The 18,516-nt window shown below is 73.9% G+C and carries 16 protein-coding genes; 12 read left to right on the top strand and 4 right to left on the bottom strand.

The features are described 5' to 3' along the window. Nucleotides 1–94 precede the first annotated feature (94 nt). Both IG62_RS0106925 and IG62_RS0106920 read right to left on the bottom strand, forming a co-directional pair. Entirely contained in the window at nt 95–859 is a 765-nt protein-coding gene (locus IG62_RS0106925) for a VOC family protein (protein ID WP_030798741.1), read from the bottom strand. A gap of 107 nt (nt 860–966) precedes the next feature. Next, nucleotides 967–2,121 (bottom strand): FAD-dependent oxidoreductase, encoded by a 1,155-nt coding sequence (locus IG62_RS0106920; protein WP_030798739.1) that lies wholly within the window; start codon nt 2,119–2,121, stop codon nt 967–969. A gap of 211 nt (nt 2,122–2,332) precedes the next feature. Between IG62_RS0106920 and IG62_RS0106915 the strand changes: the two genes are divergently transcribed. The 10 genes from IG62_RS0106915 (at nt 2,333) to IG62_RS0106870 (ending at nt 14,391) form a co-directional block, all read left to right on the top strand. Next, nucleotides 2,333–6,565, top strand: a complete 4,233-nt coding sequence (locus tag IG62_RS0106915) for a bifunctional nitrate reductase/sulfite reductase flavoprotein subunit alpha (protein WP_030798737.1) — start codon at nt 2,333–2,335, stop codon at nt 6,563–6,565. 144 nt (nt 6,566–6,709) lie between these two features. Beyond that, complete coding sequence (locus IG62_RS0106910; protein ID WP_030798736.1) at nt 6,710–6,895, top strand: hypothetical protein; 186 nt, start codon at nt 6,710–6,712, stop codon at nt 6,893–6,895. Nucleotides 6,896–6,956: 61 nt separating this feature from the next. Continuing rightward, nucleotides 6,957–7,922: an LLM class F420-dependent oxidoreductase gene (locus IG62_RS0106905; RefSeq protein ID WP_030798734.1), complete on the top strand. Its 966-nt coding sequence runs from the start codon at nt 6,957–6,959 to the stop codon at nt 7,920–7,922. 42 nt (nt 7,923–7,964) lie between these two features. Continuing rightward, entirely contained in the window at nt 7,965–10,376 is a 2,412-nt protein-coding gene (locus tag IG62_RS0106900; protein ID WP_030798732.1) for a phosphoketolase, read from the top strand. Between the two features lie 181 nt (nt 10,377–10,557). Beyond that, nucleotides 10,558–10,734 (top strand): hypothetical protein, encoded by a 177-nt coding sequence (locus tag IG62_RS47705; protein WP_199812426.1) that lies wholly within the window; start codon nt 10,558–10,560, stop codon nt 10,732–10,734. Then, nucleotides 10,731–11,225, top strand: coding sequence for a monovalent cation/H+ antiporter complex subunit F (locus IG62_RS0106890; RefSeq protein WP_030798730.1), 495 nt, complete (start codon nt 10,731–10,733; stop codon nt 11,223–11,225). Before IG62_RS47705 ends, IG62_RS0106890 begins: the two co-directional genes overlap by 4 nt. After that, complete coding sequence (locus tag IG62_RS0106885; protein WP_030798729.1) at nt 11,215–11,484, top strand: DUF4040 domain-containing protein; 270 nt, start codon at nt 11,215–11,217, stop codon at nt 11,482–11,484. The genes IG62_RS0106890 and IG62_RS0106885 overlap by 11 nt, the downstream gene beginning before the upstream one ends. Next, entirely contained in the window at nt 11,481–12,233 is a 753-nt protein-coding gene (locus IG62_RS0106880) for an MnhB domain-containing protein (RefSeq protein ID WP_030798727.1), read from the top strand. Before IG62_RS0106885 ends, IG62_RS0106880 begins: the two co-directional genes overlap by 4 nt. After that, nucleotides 12,230–12,577 (top strand): sodium:proton antiporter, encoded by a 348-nt coding sequence (locus IG62_RS0106875; RefSeq protein ID WP_030798725.1) that lies wholly within the window; start codon nt 12,230–12,232, stop codon nt 12,575–12,577. Before IG62_RS0106880 ends, IG62_RS0106875 begins: the two co-directional genes overlap by 4 nt. Continuing rightward, nucleotides 12,574–14,391, top strand: a complete 1,818-nt coding sequence (locus IG62_RS0106870; RefSeq protein ID WP_030798723.1) for a complex I subunit 5 family protein — start codon at nt 12,574–12,576, stop codon at nt 14,389–14,391. Before IG62_RS0106875 ends, IG62_RS0106870 begins: the two co-directional genes overlap by 4 nt. A gap of 42 nt (nt 14,392–14,433) precedes the next feature. On the opposite strand, the gene IG62_RS0106865 is transcribed toward IG62_RS0106870, so the two are convergent. Continuing rightward, a complete protein-coding gene (locus tag IG62_RS0106865) occupies nt 14,434–15,090 on the bottom strand; it encodes an endonuclease (protein ID WP_030798721.1) in 657 nt (218 codons plus the stop codon). Nucleotides 15,091–15,240: 150 nt separating this feature from the next. Here IG62_RS0106865 and IG62_RS0106860 point away from each other — a divergent pair, with 150 nt between their 5' ends. Beyond that, nucleotides 15,241–16,404, top strand: a complete 1,164-nt coding sequence (locus IG62_RS0106860) for a cation diffusion facilitator family transporter (RefSeq protein ID WP_078871859.1) — start codon at nt 15,241–15,243, stop codon at nt 16,402–16,404. A gap of 16 nt (nt 16,405–16,420) precedes the next feature. On the opposite strand, the gene ligD is transcribed toward IG62_RS0106860, so the two are convergent. After that, nucleotides 16,421–17,419, bottom strand: coding sequence for a non-homologous end-joining DNA ligase (gene ligD / locus IG62_RS0106855; RefSeq protein WP_078871858.1), 999 nt, complete (start codon nt 17,417–17,419; stop codon nt 16,421–16,423). A gap of 609 nt (nt 17,420–18,028) precedes the next feature. On the opposite strand from ligD, the gene IG62_RS0106850 reads away from it, so the two are divergent. Then, nucleotides 18,029–18,427 carry a DUF7144 family membrane protein gene (locus tag IG62_RS0106850; RefSeq protein WP_030798715.1) on the top strand — a complete coding sequence of 133 codons (399 nt, stop codon included), beginning with the start codon at nt 18,029–18,031 and terminating at the stop codon, nt 18,425–18,427. The last annotated feature ends 89 nt before the right edge of the window (nt 18,428–18,516 follow it).

Raw genomic sequence — 18,516 nt, 5'->3', positions numbered from 1 at the left:
GCGCGATGCCACCCATTGGTGCGAAGTGGACATTACGCGCAAACTGCCCCAGAAATGTGGTGAAACGACGAACAGGCCGCCGATCGTGTGACGGTCAGCCTTCGGTGCCCGCGCGGTGGATGCCGAAGGAGGCCCCCTGCGGGTCCCGGACCACCGCGATCCGCGGGCCCTCGGGCACGTCCGTGGGAGGCACCAGCAGCATCCCGCCGGACTCCGCGGCCCGGGCCGCGGTGTCGTCGACGTCGGCGACGGCGAAGTACGGCAGCCAGTGCGCCCGCACGTCGTCCGGGTAGAACTCGTCCAGCGCGCTCAGCCCGCCGAAGTCGGCGCCGTCGATCCCCCACTGCGGATAGTCCTCGTGGGTGCCCACGGTCCAGCCGAAGACCCGGGTGTAGAAGTGCTTGGCGGCCTCCTCGTCGCGGGTGGCCAGCTCCACCCAGCCCAGCGAACCGGGCGCGTTGAGCAGCGCCGCGCCGGGGAAGTCCCGGGCCTGCCACACCGAGAACAGCGCGCCCTCCGGGTCCGCCAGCACCGCGAAGCGGCCCTGCTGGAAGACGTCCATCGGTGCCACCAGCTGCCGCCCGCCGGCCTCGGTGACCGCCACGGCCAGCGCATCGGCGTCCCGGGTCGCGAACGAGACGGTCCAGGCGGTCGGCTGGCCGGGGGCGTAGAGCGCGGTCACCGCGGCGACCGGGGCGGCGCCCAGCAGGAAGACGGTGTACCCGCCGGCCTCCGGGCGCAGGTCGGTTTCCGCGCGCCAGCCGAAGACCTCGCGGTAGTAGACCTTGGCGGCGTCGACGTCCGAGGTGCCCAGCTCCACCCAGCAGGGCGCGCCGGGGGTGGGCTCGGTGATCTTCACGGTGGGTTCCGTCTCCGTGCGGTGCCGGTCGCTGTCCGTACGCTGCCGATCGTCCGACGGGCGGGCGGGGGCCGCAACCGGAGCTCCGCACACCGGGCGTCGAACCGCTAGGCGTCGCCGGCCATCGTCCGCAGGTGGCGCAGCGAGCCCTGCGGGGCGTCCGGGGCGAGGGCGTTGGCCAGGCCGCGGGCCGCCCCCTCGGCGGCATCGGCCGAGCGGGGCAGCATCACGGCCTCGTAGGCGCGCAGTGCCGCGTCCCGGTCGGGGTGCCGGACGAGGGCCAGGGCGAGTTCGCTGCCGTCGAGCATGGCGAGGTTGGCACCCATGCCGGAGAACGGCGTCATGAGGTGGGCCGCGTCGCCGAGCAGCGTCACGCCCGGGGTGTGCGCCCAGGTGTGCGGCACCGGCAGGGCGAACAGCGGCCGGTTGACGAATCCGCCGTCGTTGTCCGTCAGCAGCGCCAGCAGCCGGTCGTCCCAGCCGGCGAACCGGCCGAGCAGCGCGGCCCGTACCGCCCCGGTGTCCGTCATCGCCACCCCGGCCTCCAGGGCCCAGTCCTCCGAGCCCCGGAAGGCGGCGTAACCGCGGAGGTGGCCGCGGCTGTTGCGCTGGACGATCAGCGCCCGGTCGGCGGCGGACGCCATCATGCTGCCGCCGCCGACCAGGTGGGCGATCGCGGGGTGGCGGGCGTCGGCGTCGTCGAAGCAGAACTCGACGAAGGTGACGCCGGAGTAGTGCGGGGTGGCGTCGGAGAGCAGCGGGCGGACCCGCGACCAGGCGCCGTCGGCGCCGATGACCAGGTCGAACTCCTCGGTGTGGCCGTCGTCGAATTCCGCCTTGTGGCGGCCGTCGCCCAGCGGGTGCAGCGCGCGCAGGTAGTGGCCCCAGCGGACGGTGCCGGGCGTCAGGGAGTCCAGCAGCAGCCGGCGCAACTCCCCCCGGTCGATCTCGGGGCGCTCGGTCACGTCCGCGGCCGGGGCGTGCCGGAAGAGCAGGGTGGCGTCGCGGCCGTAGAGCCGCATCTCCTGCCCTTCGGGGCGGGCGAGGGCGGCGAACTCCTCGTACAGACCGGCCGTGCGCAACGCCGTCTGGCCGGTGGCCGCGTGCAGGTCCAGGGTGCCGCCCTGCGGCCGGGCCCCGGCGGAGGCGTCCCGGTCGAGGACGGTGACCGGCAGGCCGTGCCGCTGGAGCACCCGGGCGCAGGTCAGCCCGCCGGGGCCGGCTCCGATGATCGCGATGCGGGGAGAGGTGGTGGGATGCATGAACACAGAAAAGCACATCAGCTGTGAAAGTACAACGACTGTACTTTTCGTGTTGCTGCATCTTCGGTGCGGGTCTCCTGGACGGGCCTCACGGGACCCCGGGCCCGGGTGTGTGGTCGCCGTAACGACGGATGATCGCCTCGTGTGACACGTGGTTAACGGGCCCTTCGTAGGGTCGGAGCCCAGCTTCCGACCACGAAGGGGACCGTCCGTGACCGCAGCGGAAACACCGGCAGAGCACCTCACGCAGGTGCGCACGGCGTGCCAGTACTGCGGTGTCGGCTGCGGGATCGTGCTGGAGGTCGCGACGGACGGGGACGGCCGGCGGACCGTGCGCCGGGCCGCCGGGGACAAGGCCCATCCGGCGAACCACGGCCGGCTCTGCACCAAGGGCGCGACCAGCGCCGAACTGCTCAGCGCGCCCGGCCGGCTGACCGGCGCCCTGGTCCGCGGCGACCGGGGCGACGAGCCGGTGCCCACCGCCATGGACACCGCCGTCAAGCAGACCGCCGCCCGGCTGCGCGAGATCGTCGATGCGCACGGCCCGGACGCCGTCGCGCTCTATGTCTCGGGGCAGATGACGCTGGAGGCGCAGTACCTGGCGAACAAGCTCGCCAAGGGGTTCCTGCGCACCACCCACATCGAGTCCAACTCCCGTTTGTGCATGGCGAGTGCGGGCAGCGGCTACAAGCTGTCGCTGGGCGCGGACGGCCCGCCCGGCTCCTACGAGGACTTCGACCGCGCCGACGTGTTCCTCGTCATCGGCTCCAACATGGCCGACTGCCATCCGGTCCTCTTCCTGCGGCTGCTGGAACGGGTCAAGGCCGGCGCCAAGCTGATCGTGGTCGATCCCCGGCGCACCGCCACCGCGGCCAAGGCGGACCTCTTCCTGCAGATCGCGCCCGGGACGGATCTGGCGCTGCTGAACGGGCTGCTGCACCTGCTGGTGGAGAACGGCGACATCGACCAGGAGTTCATCGACGGGCACACCGAGGGGTGGGCGGAGATGCCCGCGTTCCTGGCGGACTATCCGCCCGCGAAGGTCGCCGAGATCACCGGGATCCCGGAGGCGGAGCTGCGCCGGGCGGCCGAGTGGATCGGTGCCGCGGGCGACTGGACGAGCTGCTGGACGATGGGGCTGAACCAGAGCACCCACGGCACCTGGAACACCAACGCGCTGATCAACCTGCACCTGGCGACCGGCGCGATCTGCCGCCCGGGCAGCGGCCCGTTCTCGCTGACCGGCCAGCCCAACGCGATGGGCGGCCGGGAGATGGGCTACATGGGCCCGGGCCTGCCCGGCCAGCGGTCGGCGCTGGTCGCCGAGGACCGCGCGTTCACCGAGGAGTTGTGGGGCCTGGCCCCGGGGACGCTGCGGGCGGACGACGGCGGACAGGGCACCGTCGAGATGTTCCGGCGGATGGCGGACGGCGACATCAAGGCCTGCTGGATCATCTGCACCAACCCGGTCGCCTCGGTCGCCAACCGCCGCACCGTCATCGAGGGCCTGGAGGCGGCGGAGTTCGTCGTGGCGCAGGACGTGTTCGCGGAGACCGAGACCACCGCGTACGCCGATGTGGTGCTGCCGGCCGCCATGTGGTCCGAGTCCGAGGGCGTGATGGTCAATTCGGAGCGCAATCTGACGCTGGTGGGACAGGCCGCCGATCCGCCCGGCGAGGCCTGGCCGGACTGGCGGATCATCGCGCGGATCGCCTGCGAGATGGGCTATGCGGACGCCTTCTCCTACGACAGCGCGGAGGAGATATTCGAGGAGCTCAAGCGCGCGGGCAACCCGCGGACCGGGTACGACCTGGGCGGAGTGAGCTATCCGCGGCTGCGCGAGACGCCCGTGCAGTGGCCGAGCGCGGCCGCCGACGGGCCGGACCGCAATCCGGTGCGCTATCTCAACGACGGGGCCGGCCGGGAGCCGGTCGTACGGCCGGACGGCAGCCGCCCCCGGCTGGTCTTCCCCACCGCCAGCGGGCGGGCCGTGTTCTTCGCCCGTCCGCACCTGCCGGCGGCCGAGCTGCCCGACGACGACTTCCCGTACCTGCTCAACACCGGCCGGCTGCCGCACCAGTGGCACACCCTGACCAAGACCGGCAAGGTCGCCAAGCTGGGCAAGCTGAACCCGGGGCCGTTCGTGGAGCTGCATCCGCAGGACGCCGAGCGGCTGGGCGTGGTGGAGGGCGATGCGGTGGAGGTCGCCTCGCGGCGCGGGCGGGCGGTGCTGCCGGCCGTGGTGACCGACCGGGTACGGCCCGGGAACTGCTTCGCGCCGTTCCACTGGAACGACCTCTTCGGTGAGTACCTGAGCGTCAACGCGGTGACCCATGACGCGGTCGATCCGGTCTCCTTCCAGCCCGAGTTCAAGGCGTGTGCGGTCGCGCTGACCAGGGTGCCGGGAGGCGCCGGCCACGCCGAGAGCGCGGCGCTCCCGGGCGCGGCGGCGGGCCCGGACGCGGAACCCGGCGGCCCGGCGGACCGGGCGGGGGGCGGTCCGGCGGGCGGCCAGGACGGGGGCGCCGCGGGGGGCGCGGTGGCGGTCCTGACCGACCTCTTCCGGCTGACCGACCCCGCCCCGCCGGCCCTGGCCGAGCACGAGCGCCGCTACCTGTCCGGGTTCCTCACCGGGCTGGCGTCCCGTCCGGCCGGCGGTACGCCGGTGCTGCCCGCCCAGGCGCCGTTCGGCGCGGACACCGCGCTGTGGGTGAACGGCGTGCTGGCCGGGATGTTCTCGCGGACCGCGGACCAGCGGACCGGGACGGCGGCGCAGCACGACCCGTCGGATGCGGATGACGATTCGTCAGATTCCGCTGCCCGTACGGTGATCGTGCTGTGGGCCTCGCAGACCGGCAACGCGGAGGAGGTCGCGGCGGACACCGCCCGCCGGCTGAAGGGCAGCGGGCGGGAGGCGACGCTGGTGAGCATGGCCGACAGCACCCCGGCCGCCCTGCCGCGCACCGCCGACCTGCTCATCGTGACCAGCACCTTCGGTGACGGCGAGGCCCCCGACAACGGCTCCGGCTTCTGGGACACGCTCAACGCGCCGGACACCCCGCGACTGGAGGGCCTGCGCTACTCGGTCCTGGCGCTGGGCGACTCCTCGTACGACGACTTCTGCGGCCACGGGCGGCGGCTGGACGCCCGGCTGGCGGAGCTGGGCGCGGTCCGGCTGGCGCCGCGCACGGACTGCGAGCCGGACTACGCGCAGCCGGCCGGGCAGTGGCTCGACCAGGTGCTGCGGGCACTGGAGGGCGGAACGGCGGAACCGGCGACCGACGGGCACACCGGGACGCCACCGGCCCCGCCCGCCCCCGCCAAGGACCCCACCGTCACCGCCCGGCTCGTCGGCAACGATCTGCTCAGCCGGGCCGGCGCCACCAAGGAGGTGCGCAGGTTCACCTTCGACACCCGGGACGCCGAGGGGGTGCCGCTGGCGTACGAGGCCGGTGACGCGCTCGGGGTGCAGCCGCTGAACTGCCCGGAGCTGGTGTCGGAGTGGCTGGATCTGACCGGTCTGGACCCGGCGGCCGCGGTCGACGTCGACGGGGTGGGCACGGTGCCGTTCGGCGAGGCGCTGCACCGCCATCTCGACATCACCCGGATCACCCCCGCGCTGCTCCGGCTGGCCGCCGAACAGACCGGGGACCGGACGCTGCGGAAGCTGCTGCGGCCCGGCAACAAGGGCGAGCTGGACCGGTGGACCTGGAGCCGGCAGGCCGTCGACGTGGTGGCCGAGCACCGGGTGCGGGCGGACGCCCGGGAATGGGCCGCGCTCCTCCCCCGCCTGCGGCCGCGGCTGTACTCCATATCGTCGAGCCCGCTGACCGATCCCGCGCTCCTCAGGCTGACGGTCTCCGTGGTCCGCTACGAGAACCGGCAGGGCCGCCCGCGCAAGGGCGTGGCCTCCGCCTTCCTGGCGGATGCCGAGCCCGGCAGCCCGGTGGAGATCTTCGTGCGGCGCAGCGCGCACTTCCGGCCACCGGCCGACCCGGCCACGCCGATGGTGATGGTCGGGCCCGGCACCGGCGTCGCGCCCTTCGTCGGCTTCCTCGACGAGCGGCGGGCCCGCGGCCACCGCGCCCCCAACTGGCTGTTCTTCGGCGAGCAGCGCCGCGCCACGGACTTCTACTACGAGGAGGAGCTCGGCCGGCTGCACGACGAGGGGCTGCTCACCCGGCTGGACACCGCCTTCTCCCGCGATCAGCGCGCCAAGGTCTACGTCCAGGACCGGATGCGGGAACACGGCGCCCAGCTGTGGTCCTGGCTTCAGGACGGCGCGCACTTCTACGTGTGCGGCGATGCCTCGCGGATGGCCAAGGACGTCGACCGCGCGCTCCGCGAGATCGCGGTGGCCCACGGCGGCCTGACGGAGGACGCCGCCACCGGGTACGTCAAACAGCTCGCGGCCGAGAAGCGGTACGTCCGGGACGTGTACTGACGGCCGTGCCGCTCCACCCCGAAGGCTGAGCCCCGAACGGCTCCGCGTTCCCCCTCCCGCTGTCTTTCCCCCTGCGATGAGGTTTCCGGCCCGAACGGGCCGAGTACCCGCATGGGACGCAGGATGGAGAGGAAGGAGAGCGCTATGACCCTTTTGAGCACTGAACCCGCGCCCAAGGGGCCGGGCCCCGTACCGAGCGAGCCGGAGCCGCTGCCGCGGGACCCGGTGCCGGCCGAGCCGGAACCGGAACCGGAGGAGCCGGGCACCGCCCCCGCCGAGCCGCCCGGGGCCGAGCCGGGGGAGCATCCCGCGCCCGAACCGCCCGACTGACGCGGCCGCCCTGGTCAGGCCCCGGTTGCAGACCCCGTCTCGCGACAGCAAGGTGTGTTGAATGGTGCAGATCGGATACACAATGATGACCGAACAGGCGGGCCCGCGGGCCCTGGTCGGTCATGTCGTCGGTGCCGAACGCGCCGGCTTCGACTTCTCGGTGACCTCCGACCACTACTTCCCGTGGCTGGAGTCGCAGGGCCACGCCCCGTACGCCTGGAGCGTGCTGGGCGCCGCGGCGCAGGCCACCAGCCGCATCCCGCTGATGACCTACGTGACCTGCCCGACGACCCGCTACCACCCCGCGGTCGTCGCCCAGAAGGCCGCGACCATGCAGCTGCTCTCCGGCGGCCGGTTCCGGCTGGGGCTGGGCTCCGGCGAGAACCTCAACGAGCACGTGGTGGGCGCCGGCTGGCCGGCCTCACCCGTACGGCTGGACAAGCTGGCCGAGGCGATCGAGATCATCCGCAAGCTCTTCGGCGGCGGCGAGGTCACCCACCACGGCACCCACTTCGACGTGGCGCACGCCCGGCTGTGGGACCTGCCCGACGAACCGCCGCCGATCGGGGTGGCCGTCTCGGGCGAACGCTCCTGTGAGATCGCCGGCCGGCTGGGCGACCTGGTCATCGCCACCGAGCCCAAGGCCGAGCTGCTGACGTCCTTCGACCGGCACGGCGGCACCGGCAAACCCCGGGTCGGCCAGCTGCCGGTCTGCTACGACCCCGACCGCGACGCGGCCGTCGCCCGGGCGCACGACCAGTTCCGCTGGATGCTCGGCGGCTGGCAGGTCAACTCCGAACTGCCGGGGCCGAAGGGCTTCGCCGGGGCCACCGAGTACGTCAGGCCCGAGGACGTCGCCGAGGCCGTTCCGTGCGGCGACGACGTGGGCCGGTTCGTCGAGGCGGTGCGCCCGTACGTGGACGCGGGCTTCACCGAGGTCGCGCTGGTGCAGATCGGCGGCGGCCACCAGGAGCCGTTCCTGGACTGGGCGGAGACCAAGCTGCTGCCCGCGCTGCGCAACCTGTGACCGGGACCGTCCGTTGCACGCCACCGTCGTGAGGAGCTGAGCATGTCCGACGCGCACGCCCCGGCAGCGCCCGGAAGGGGGGAGTCGGCGGCGCCGGGGCCGCTGGACGCCGCCGAGCTGCGCACCCTGGACGCGCACTGGCGGGCCGCCAACTACCTGTCCGTCGGGCAGATCTACCTGATGGCGAACCCCCTGCTGGAAGCGCCGCTGCGCCCCGAGCACATCAAGCCCCGGCTGCTGGGCCACTGGGGCACCTCCCCCGGGCTGAACCTGGTGCACACCCATCTGAACCGGGTCGTCAAGGCCCGCGAGCTGGACGCGCTGTGCATCTGGGGGCCGGGGCACGGCGGCCCCGCGGTGGTGGCCAACTCCTGGCTGGACGGCACGTACGCGGAGACCTATCCCGACGTCACCCGGGACGGGGAGGGCATGGCCCGGCTGTTCCGGCAGTTCTCGTTCCCCGGCGGGATCCCCAGCCATGTCGCCCCGGAGACACCGGGGTCGATCCACGAGGGCGGTGAGCTGGGCTACTCCCTCACCCATGCCTACGGCGCGGCCTTCGACAACCCCGGCCTGCTGGTCGCCTGCGTCGTCGGCGACGGCGAGGCGGAGACCGGCCCGCTCGCCGCGTCCTGGCACGCCACCAAGTTCCTCGACCCGGTGCACGACGGCGCCGTCCTGCCGATCCTGCACCTCAACGGCTACAAGATCGCCAACCCCGCGGTGCTCGCCCGGCTCCCCGAGGAGGAGCTGGACGCGCTGCTGCGCGGCTACGGACACGAGCCGGTGCATGTCACCGGTGACGATCCGACGGCGGTGCACCAGGCGCTGGCCGCCGCCATGGACCGCTGCGTGGACCGGATCTCCGACATCCACGGCCGGGCCCGCCGCGACGGCCTCACCGACCGACCGCGCTGGCCGATGATCGTGCTGCGCACGCCCAAGGGCTGGACCGGCCCGCACGAGGTCGACGGGAAGCCCGTCGAGAACACCTGGCGCTCCCACCAGGTCCCGCTGGCCGGCGTCCGCGACAACCCCGGGCACCTGCGGCAGCTGGAGGAGTGGTTGCGCTCGTACCGGCCCGAGGAGCTCTTCGACGCGCAGGGCCGGCCCACCCCGGAAGTGCTGGCCTGCGTCCCCGAGGGGCCGCGCCGGCTGGGCGCCACACCGCACGCCAACGGCGGACTGCTGCTGCGGGACCTGCCGGTGCCGCCGCTGGAGCGGTACGCCGTCGAGGTCGACAAGCGCGGCACCGTGCTGCACGAGCCGACCCGGGTGCTGGGCGGTCTGCTGTCCGGGATCATGGCGGCCACCGCCGGGCGCCGGGACTTCCGCGTGGTGGGCCCGGACGAGACCGCCTCCAACCGGCTGGAGGCGCTCTACGACGTCACCGGCAAGGCGTGGCAGGCCGAGACGCTGGAGACCGACGAGCACCTCGCGCACGACGGGCGGGTCATGGAGGTGCTCTCCGAGCACCTGTGCCAGGGCTGGCTGGAGGGCTATCTGCTCACCGGGCGGCACGGCCTGTTCTCCAGCTACGAGGCGTTCGCGCACATCGTCGACTCGATGGTCAACCAGCACATCAAGTGGCTGCGCACGGCCCGCCGGCTGCCCTGGCGGCGTCCCATCGCCTCGCTGAACTACCTGCTCACCTCGCACGTCTGGCGCCAGGACCACAACGGCTTCTCGCACCAGGACCCCGGGTTCGTCGACCACATCCTCAACAAGAGCCCCGAGGTGGTCCGGGTCTACCTGCCGCCGGACGCCAACACCCTGCTGTCGGTGGCCGACCACGCGCTGCGCAGCCGGGACTACGTCAATGTGATCGTGGCCGGCAAGCAGCCCAGCTTCGACTGGCTGTCCCTGGACGAGGCCCGGGCGCACTGCGCCCGCGGCGCCGGCGCCTGGGAGTGGGCCGGCACCGAGGACGGCAGCCGTGAGCCCGACGTGGTGCTGGGCTGCGCGGGCGACGTCCCCACCCAGGAGACGCTGGCCGCCGCCGATCTGCTGCGCCGTCATCTGCCGGAGCTGGCCGTGCGGGTGGTCAACGTCGTCGACATGGCCCGGCTGCTGCCGGCGGGGGATCACCCGCACGGCATGACGGACGCCGAGTACGACGCGCTGTTCACCCGCGACAAGCCGGTGATCTTCGCGTACCACGGCTACCCGTGGCTGATCCACCGGCTTGGCTACCGGCGGGCCGGCCACCCGAACCTGCACGTCCGCGGCTACAAGGAGGAGGGCACCACCACCACGCCCTTCGACATGGTCGTCCGCAACGACCTCGACCGCTACCGGCTGGTGATGGACGTCATCGACCGGGTGCCCGGCCTCGGCGTACGCGCCGTCACGCTGCGCCAGGCGATGGCGGACGTCCGCACCCGTCACCACTCCTGGATCCGGGAGTACGGCACCGATCTGCCCGAGGTCGCCGACTGGACCTGGTCCGGCTGACCGGCTGACCGGCCGGCCGGCGCGCGGGCCGTCCGGCGCCCGCGCCCCGCACCTGCGCCTCGCGCCCACACCCGCGCCTCGCGCCCCGACGGAGTAATGCGCGGCGCGGTGACGGGGCGGCCGGGGCGCCGCATGTGAGCCTGTGGCGCGGGTACCCGGTCGGCAGGGAGGTGTGTGGCGGATGACGCGAGCGCTGGCGGCAGGGGGTGAACTCCTGGTCTGGTGGGCGGCGTTGACCCTGTTGTGGATCATGCTGATCGGTCCCGTCGACACCTTGGAATGGGTGGTCGGTGCGGGCGCCGGACTGGTCGCCGCCGCCGCGGCCCGCGGGGCCCGGCGTGCGGTCGGCGACCGGTGAACGGCTGGACCGCCGCGGGCACCGCGCTGCTGCTGTGCGGCTTCGCCCCGGCCGCCTGCGGTGTGGCCACCGGGCGGGCCCGGCGGCGGGTGCCCGCACAGAACGTGGCGACCACGTTCCTCAGCCTGGTCTTCCTGCTGCTGTCGCAGGGCTTCGCCCGGCCGGCCTACGTCGACACCGCGCTGATGCTCTCGGTGCTGGGGCCGGCCGGGACGCTGCTCTTCGTGCGGCTGCTCGCCGACCAGCTGGCGGACCATCCGCCCGGGCAGCGGTGGCTGCGCGTGCTGACGGCGGTGAACTACGTCGCGGTGGCCGCCGTGGTGCTGCCGCTCTGCGTCGCCACCGGGCCCGGCCGGGCGATGGTGAAGCTCCTGGTCATCGGGGTGCTGCTGGCGCTGGGGTGCCGGGTGGCGACCCGGGCGGTGCAAGCCGCGGCGGCCATGGGGCACGGGCGGGGCGCACCCGCGGAAGGGATGTCCGATGACCGGTGAACTGCCGGTGCTGCTGGGCCTGCTGCTGGTGGCCGCCGCCGGGACCGGGGCGGTCCTGGTGCGCGATCCCGTCCGCCAGTCCTTCGTGCTGTCCCTGCTCGGGTTGTCGCTGGCCACCCTCTTCCTGCTGCTGCAGGCGCCCGACGTCGCGCTCTCCCAGCTCGCGGTCGGCTCCGCGCTGACGCCGCTGATGGTGCTGCTCTCCGTGCGCAAGGTGCGCCGCAAGGCCCGCAGCGAGCGCCGGGAGGAGCGGGAATGACCATGCGGCTGCGGATGTGGGTGCTGGCCCTGGGCGGGCTCGGCGTGGCGGTGCTGTACGTCCTGGCCTGCCTGAACCTGCCGTCGTTCGGCGGCGACCGGCACCCCTACGGCGACCGCGCGGTGCGGGCCGCGCTCGCCCGGCACACCGCCAACACCGTCTCCTCGGTCAACTTCGACCAGCGGGCCCTGGACACCCTCGGCGAGGAGTCCATCCTCTTCGGTTCGGTGCTGGGCACCGTCGTCCTGCTGCGGCAGACCCGGGACGAGGACCGGCAGCAGCCGGAGCCGGCCCGGGTCGCGCCGTCGGTGCGCCGCTACGCGCTGTTCGCCCTGCCGGTCACCCTGCTGATCGGGCTGTACATCGTCACGCACGGCCAGCTCAGCCCCGGCGGCGGTTTCCAGGGCGGGGTGGTGGTCGCGACCTCGCTGCACCTGCTCTACATCGCGGTGGACTACCGGGCACTGGAGCGGATCCGGCCGCTGGGGATGTACGAGGTCGCGGACGCCGCGGGCGAGGCGGCGTACGTCCTGGTGGGCGCGGCGGCGCTGCTGACGGGCTGGGCGTTTCTGGGCAACTTCCTGCCCTACGGCACCTTCAACACCCTCTCCTCGGGAGGCACCGTCCCGCTGCTCAACGCCGCCATCGGCGTGGAGGTCACCGCCGGGGTGGTGGTGCTGCTGGCCCGGTTCCTGGACCAGGCGGTGGAGATCGCGAGTACGGACGAAGAGGCGGAGGACCCGGCATGAGCGCAGCGCCGTACGTGGTCGCGGGCTGGCTGTTCCTGATGGGGTGTCACGGGCTCGCGACCAGCCGCAACCTCATCCACGCCGTGGGCTGTCTGGCGGTCTGCCAGTCGTCGACCTACGTCCTGCTGCTGGCCGTCGGCTACCGCTCCGGCGCCACCGCGCCGGTGTTCTCCGACATCGCCCCGGGCTCGCGTCCGGTCGTCGATCCGGTCGTCCAGGCGCTCACGCTGACCGACATCGTCATCGGCGCGACCGTGACCGCGCTGCTGCTCTCCCTGGTCGTCCAGGTCGCCAAGCGCCACCGCACGGTGGACCCGGACGAGCTGTCGGAGCTGCGGGGGTGAGCGTCGCACAGACCCTGCCGCTGATCGTGGTCACCCCGATGTTCGGTGCGGCGCTGCTGGTGGGGGCGGGCCGGCGGCTGCCCCGGTACGCCGCCGAGACGCTGGGCTGCCTGTTCGCGGCCGGTGCCGCGGTGCTCGCCCTGCTCGCGCTGGCGGCCACCGGGTCGTCGGCCGGGCGGCCCGCCGAGTGGGTGGGCGGCTGGCGGCCGCACGGCGGGGTGAGCGTGGGCATCGTGCTGGTCGGCGACCGGACCGGCCTCGGGCTGGCCACCCTGGTCTCCCTGCTGGTGCTGGCGGCGCTCGCGTACGCCTGGCGGTACTTCGACGAGCCGCCGCGCCGGCACGCCGGTTCGTTCCCGGCGCTGGTGCTGCTCTTCCAGGCCGGCATGTGCGGATTCACGCTCACCGGCGACCTCTTCAACGCCTTCGTGTTCTTCGAGCTGATGGGCGTGGTCGCGTACGCGCTGACCGGCTACCGGGTGGAGGAGGCCCGGGCCGTGCAGGGCGCCCTGGTCTTCGGCGTGGTCAACTCCCTCGGCGGATACGCCACGTTGCTGGGCATCGGCCTGCTCTACGCGCACACGGGCGAGCTGGGCTTCGCGCAGATCGGCGACGCCCTGGCCGGTGCGCCCGGCGGCACGCCGGACGCACTGCTGATCGCCGCCTTCACCCTGGTCGTGACCGGACTGCTGGTCAAGGCGGCGGCGGTGCCGTTCCACTTCTGGCTGGCCGACGCCCATGCGGTGGCCCCGACACCGGTGTGCATGCTGATGTCGGGGGTGATGGTCGAGCTGGGACTGTACGGCACGGCCCGGGTCTACTGGACGGTGTTCGCCGGCCCGGGCGGGCTGCCGGCGCCGGACGCCCACCGGGCGCTGCTGGCCCTGGGCGTGCTGACCGCCGTCCTGGGCGCGCTGATGTGCTGGCAGCAGCGCCACCTCAAGCGGCTGCTCGCCTACTCCACGGTGGCGCACGCCGGACTGTTCCTGGTGGGTATCGCGGTACTCAGCCCGGAAGGGGTCGGCGGCGTCGCCGTGTACGTCCTGGCGCACGCCGGGGTGAAGGCGGCGCTGTTCGCGTGCGTGGGCATCCTGCTGGACCGGTTCGCCAGCGTCGACGAGCACCAGCTGCACGGCCGGGGGCGCGAACTGCCGTGGGTGGGCGCGCTGTTCGGGGCCGGCGGGCTGGCGCTGGCCGGGCTGCCGCCGTTCGGCACCGCGCTGGGCAAGGCGGCCACCGAGGAGGCCGTGGGCGGCTGGGCGACCGCGCTGTTCGTCCTGGTGTCGGCGGTCACCGGGGGCGCGGTGCTGCGGGCCGGGGCCCGGGTGTTCCTCGGTCTGGGCGCCCGGCCGGCCGACGCCGGTGAGCACCCGGCCGACGAGACGACCGGCGAGGAGGAGCCGGAGACCCGGGGCGGTCCGCTCTCCCGGATCCCGGACACCATGCTCACCGTGCCGGCGGTGCTGCTCGCCGCGGCCCTGGCGGTGGGGCTGATCCCCGGTCTGCGGACCGGCATCGGGCAGGCCGCGGACGCCTTCACCGACCACACCGGCTACCTCGCGGCGGTGCTGCACGGCCGGGCGGCGGAGCCGGTGCCCACTCCCCCGCCGCACTGGACCGCCTCCGGGGTGCTGTGGGGTCTGGTGGCCACCGCACTGGCCGCGGGTCTCGCGCTGGCGACCGTACGGCGGCCGGTGGGCGACGAACCGGCCCGCTGGACCGTTCCGTTGCGCCGGGTGCACTCCGGTCATGTCGGCGACTACATCGCCTGGTTCCTCGCGGGCGTCACCCTGCTGGGAGCCCTGATCGCCTGACGGCCGCCGGCGGTCACCGGTCGCCGGAGGCTCCCCGCCGCCTCAGCCGTCCGCCGCCTCGCGCACATCGTCCACCACGGACCTGTCCAGCGCGGCCCGCACCAGCGCCGAGGCGAACGCCGGCAACTCGTCCTCGCCCACCAGCCGGGCCAGCCTGCGGCCGTCCTCCGGCAGGCCCAGCCGCCCGGCGCCCTGGACGGCCTTGCCATCCAGGCAGGGGGCGAGTTCGGGCCAGACGCCCTGCACCTCGCGCAGGAAGATGTCGCAGCCCGCGGGCCCGAGGCCGGGCACCTTGCGCAGCGCGCCGCGCAACTCGGTGACGTCGCCGCCCGCCGCGTCCCGCATCCGCCGCAGATCCCCGCCGTACTCGTCCAGCAGCAGCTCCGCCGCGTCCCCGAGCTGGGTGGCGGTCCGCTCGTCGTAGCGCCGGTAGCCGCCCTCCCCCAGCGCGTCGACCCGCTGCTGCCAGGTCGCGTCGGCCATCCGCCGCGGTGTGCGCAGACCGGCCTCGAACAGCGCACGCGCCGACGCCACCGCCACGGAGGCCCGGATCCGGGCGCTGAGCAGATGGGCCAGCACCAGCACCTGGTAGAGCGGCTGCGGGGTGTTGCGCAGCCGGATGCCGCTCTCCTGGGCGTAGGTCGTGCCGTGCCGTTCCAGCAGCGTACGGGCAAGGGCCCGGTCGGATGTACCGCCCATGGCCGGCTCCTGACGTCGTCGGGCTGCGGGTCTCCTCCGCTTCCAGGCTGCCCCCTTCGCCGGGCCGGAACCAACCGGTCGGCCCGGGTGCGCACCGGGCCGCGGGCCGCTACGCTTCGCGTCGGCCGGCCGACCGACCACCGGAGGCACGTGGTGTCGAACGGGACTCAGGACGAGACGCAGGACGACAGACAGCACGAGTCGCAGCCCGGGGCGCGGGACGCGACGCACGACGGGCCGTCGCAGGACGGGGCGGACGCCAGGACCGCGGTCACCGTGTTCGTGGCGCTCGGCGCCAATCTGGTGATCGCCCTGGCCAAGGTGGCCGGCGGGCTGATCGCCGGCTCGCCCGCGCTGCTCTCCGAGGCCGCGCACTCGGTCGCCGACAGCCTCAACGAGCTCTTCCTGCTCGCCTCCGTCAAGCGCAGCGCCCGCGCACCGGACTCCCGGCACCCGTTCGGCTACGGCAAGGAGCGGTACTTCTGGTCCCTGCTCGCCGCCGTCGGGATCTTCGTGATGGGCGGCTGCTTCTCGTTCTTCCAGGGCGTCGAGGCGCTGCGCTCGGGCGGTTCGGAGAGCCGCACGGGCTACACGGTCGGGCTGGTCGTCCTGGGGGTCGCGCTGCTCGCCGAGGGCTCGTCGCTGCTGCGCGCGCTGGCGCAGGTCCGCGGTCAGGCGCGGGCGACCGGCCGGAGCATCCCGGCCGCGATCCGCGCGGGCGACGATCCGGCGTTGCGGACGGTGCTGGCCGAGGACGCCACCGCCTGCTTCGGCGTGGTGGTCGCGATGGCCGGGGTGGGGCTGCACCTGCTGACCGGCGAGGTGGCGTGGGAGGGCTGGGCGTCGGTGGTCATCGGGGCGCTGCTGATGTACGTCGCCTACCAGCTCGCCAAGGAGTCCCGCGGCCGGATCATCGGTGAGGCCGCCGACCCGGCGCTGCGCCAGGCGCTCGCGCGCTTCCTGGACCGGCAGCCGGAGATCGACGCGGTGACGACGCTGCTGACCATGCGGCTGGGCACCCGGTCGACGCTGGTCGCGGCCCGGATCGACCTCGTCGCCGGGCTGGACAGCGAGGAGGTCGAGGAGGTGCTGGTCCGGGTGAAGACGGAGCTCCGGCGCCACTGGCCGGTCGCCGACCAGATCTTCCTGGACGTCACGGACGCCTCGGCCGAGGACCGGGAACGGGCCCGCCGGGAGCGCGCCCTGCTCGACGAGGCGGTGCTCGCCGACCGCGAACGGCACGCACCGGCACCGCACGCCGGACGACGGCCCGCCGGGCCGCACGCGCCGGACACCGGGCCGTCGGCGGACTGACCGGGCCGACGGCCCCTCAGCGCAGTGCGTCGAGCCGCTTGCGGGCCGTGCGCAGGGACCGCCCGCGGGCCGGCACCGCCGACCACGGCCGGGTCCGCACCTGCTCCAGGACTCCCGCCAGATCCGTCAACGACCAGCTCCGCGCGGTCAGTTCGGGGTCGTCGAGCTGCTCATGGCGGATCGGCGCGGCGACCGGTGCGCCCGGTTTGGCCCGTAGCGACCAGGGGGCGACGGCCGTCTGTGCGTAGGCGTTGCGCTGGACGTCCAGGTAGAGCCGGTCGCCGCGGGCCTTCTTGCGCACGGCCGTGGTGAGCCGGTCCGGGTGGCGCCCGGCCAGCACCTCCGCCACGTCCTGGGCGAAGCCGCGCACGGTGTCGAAGTCGCCGCGGCCGTCCAGCGGGACGATGACGTGCAGCCCGCGCGAGCCGGTGGTCATCAGCATCGTCGGCAGCCCGAGTTCGTCCAGCAGCCCGACGAGTTGCCGCGCGGCCTGTCGTACCGGCTCGAAGCCGGAGCCGGGCGGGTCGAGGTCGAACACCAGCCGGTCCGGGTGGTCGGGCCGGCCGGCCCGGGACAGCCAGCGGTGCAGCGTGAGACAGGCCTGGTCGGCGAGGTAGAGCAGGGTGGCCTTGTCGTCGCAGACGGGATGGGTGACGGTGCCGCCCTCCTTGGCGACCTCTTCGCGGCGGATCCAGTCGGGGTAGTGGTCCGGGGTCTCCTTCTGCATGAAGTGCGGCCCGTCCAGCCCTTCCGGGAGCCGTTCCAGCATCAGCGGGCGGTCCCGCAGGTGCGGGACCGCGACCGCGGCCACCTGGCGGTAGTAGTCGACGACATCGGCCTTGGTCAGGCCGTCGTCCGGGAACAGCACCTTGTCCGGGCGGTGCACCTCCACCGTCCGGTCGCCCGCCCGCACGGTCTTCGTACCGCCCCTGCCGGCCTTGCGGGACGTGCCGGTGGTGCCGCCCTTGCCGGTCTTCTTCCGGCCGGTTTCCGTGCCTCTGTCCGTGTCCTCCATGCGGGCGGGGGTACCCGCTGCGGGCCGCCGTACGCTCCGGCGTCCGGGTGGCGGCCGCCCGCCACGCCGCATGCCGGGCCCGAAAACGGCAACAAGGGTGGTGTCCCGAAGGGGCCTCACGGGTGCGTACCGCCCGTGAGGCCGTAGCGAAGGAGGGTCTTGTGCCGGATCTCGTACCGGACGCGACGTGCCGTCAGTGGGGGCGCGGAGCCCGCGACCCCGTACCCCCCACGCCGGGCCCGGGGCCCGGGCCGCCCGGACCCACGCCGGGCCCGCGCCCCGGCCCGGTACCCGCCCCCGGACCGGATCCGGTGCCGCCGCCGGTACCGGCCCCCGAGCCGGATCCGATTCCGCCGCACCCGGCGCCGCCCACGCCGGGGCCCGAGCCGGGCCCAGCGCCCGATCCGCTGCCCGCACCGGGCACCTCGGAGGCGGCCGCGGCGCCGCGCCCCGGGGCCGGCCGGCGCTGATCCCCCCTCAATGCGGGCCCCTCACCCCTGACATGCGGCCGGCCGGTCCCTGTGGAAACGTGGAAACAGTGCTTGACCACATGACCACCGCCGGGATCGCGCCGGCGGCCGGCCGGGTTTCCCAGGTGAGGAGTGAGCCATGGCCACGCAGAAACCCACCATCGTCGGGGGATGGACGGCCTTCGCGGGCGTCCTGATGATCTTCGGTGGGGCGATGACCCTGCTGGAGGGCATCTCCGCCATCGCGAAGGACACCGTCATTCTCACGACGCGGAACTACGTGTTCTCGTTCAGCCTCGCGGGCTGGGGATGGATCCACCTCATCCTGGGCATCGTGATCCTGGCGGCGGGCGTCGCCCTGATCGCCAGCGGAGCGATGTGGGCGCGCATCCTCGGCGTCGTCCTCGTCGGTCTCAGCGCGCTCGCGAACTTCCTGTGGATTCCGTACTACCCGTTCTGGGCCCTGACGCTGGTCGCCATCGACATCTTCATCATCTGGGCGCTCTGCGCGGGAGACCGCCGGCACGCCGTGGCGTGACCTGACCGCCCACGGGGCCGCCCGGGGTGCGGGCACCTCGGGCGGCCGCCGCCCGAACCCGATCGGTCCATGCCCGAGATGACACGGGA

Origin of the sequence: Streptomyces sp. NRRL S-337, from assembly GCF_000720175.1 — a bacterium.
Classification (GTDB): domain Bacteria; phylum Actinomycetota; class Actinomycetes; order Streptomycetales; family Streptomycetaceae; genus Streptomyces; species Streptomyces siderophoricus.
Note: the sequence above shows the minus strand (reverse complement) of the source record. Positions and strands in the feature narration are given on the sequence as shown.

Bases quoted from the DNA above. Each gene is read 5' to 3' on its own strand.
- IG62_RS0106920 (WP_030798739.1), bottom strand. From the start codon at position 2,121: ATGCATCCCACCACCTCTCCCCGCATCGCGATCATCGGAGCCGGCCCC.
- IG62_RS0106910 (WP_030798736.1), top strand. From the start codon at position 6,710: ATGACCCTTTTGAGCACTGAACCCGCGCCCAAGGGGCCGGGCCCCGTA.
- IG62_RS0106905 (WP_030798734.1), top strand. From the start codon at position 6,957: ATGGTGCAGATCGGATACACAATGATGACCGAACAGGCGGGCCCGCGG.
- IG62_RS0106900 (WP_030798732.1), top strand. From the start codon at position 7,965: ATGTCCGACGCGCACGCCCCGGCAGCGCCCGGAAGGGGGGAGTCGGCG.
- IG62_RS47705 (WP_199812426.1), top strand. From the start codon at position 10,558: ATGACGCGAGCGCTGGCGGCAGGGGGTGAACTCCTGGTCTGGTGGGCG.
- IG62_RS0106885 (WP_030798729.1), top strand. From the start codon at position 11,215: ATGACCGGTGAACTGCCGGTGCTGCTGGGCCTGCTGCTGGTGGCCGCC.
- IG62_RS0106880 (WP_030798727.1), top strand. From the start codon at position 11,481: ATGACCATGCGGCTGCGGATGTGGGTGCTGGCCCTGGGCGGGCTCGGC.
- IG62_RS0106875 (WP_030798725.1), top strand. From the start codon at position 12,230: ATGAGCGCAGCGCCGTACGTGGTCGCGGGCTGGCTGTTCCTGATGGGG.
- IG62_RS0106865 (WP_030798721.1), bottom strand. From the start codon at position 15,090: ATGGGCGGTACATCCGACCGGGCCCTTGCCCGTACGCTGCTGGAACGG.
- ligD (WP_078871858.1), bottom strand. From the start codon at position 17,419: ATGGAGGACACGGACAGAGGCACGGAAACCGGCCGGAAGAAGACCGGC.
- IG62_RS0106850 (WP_030798715.1), top strand. From the start codon at position 18,029: ATGGCCACGCAGAAACCCACCATCGTCGGGGGATGGACGGCCTTCGCG.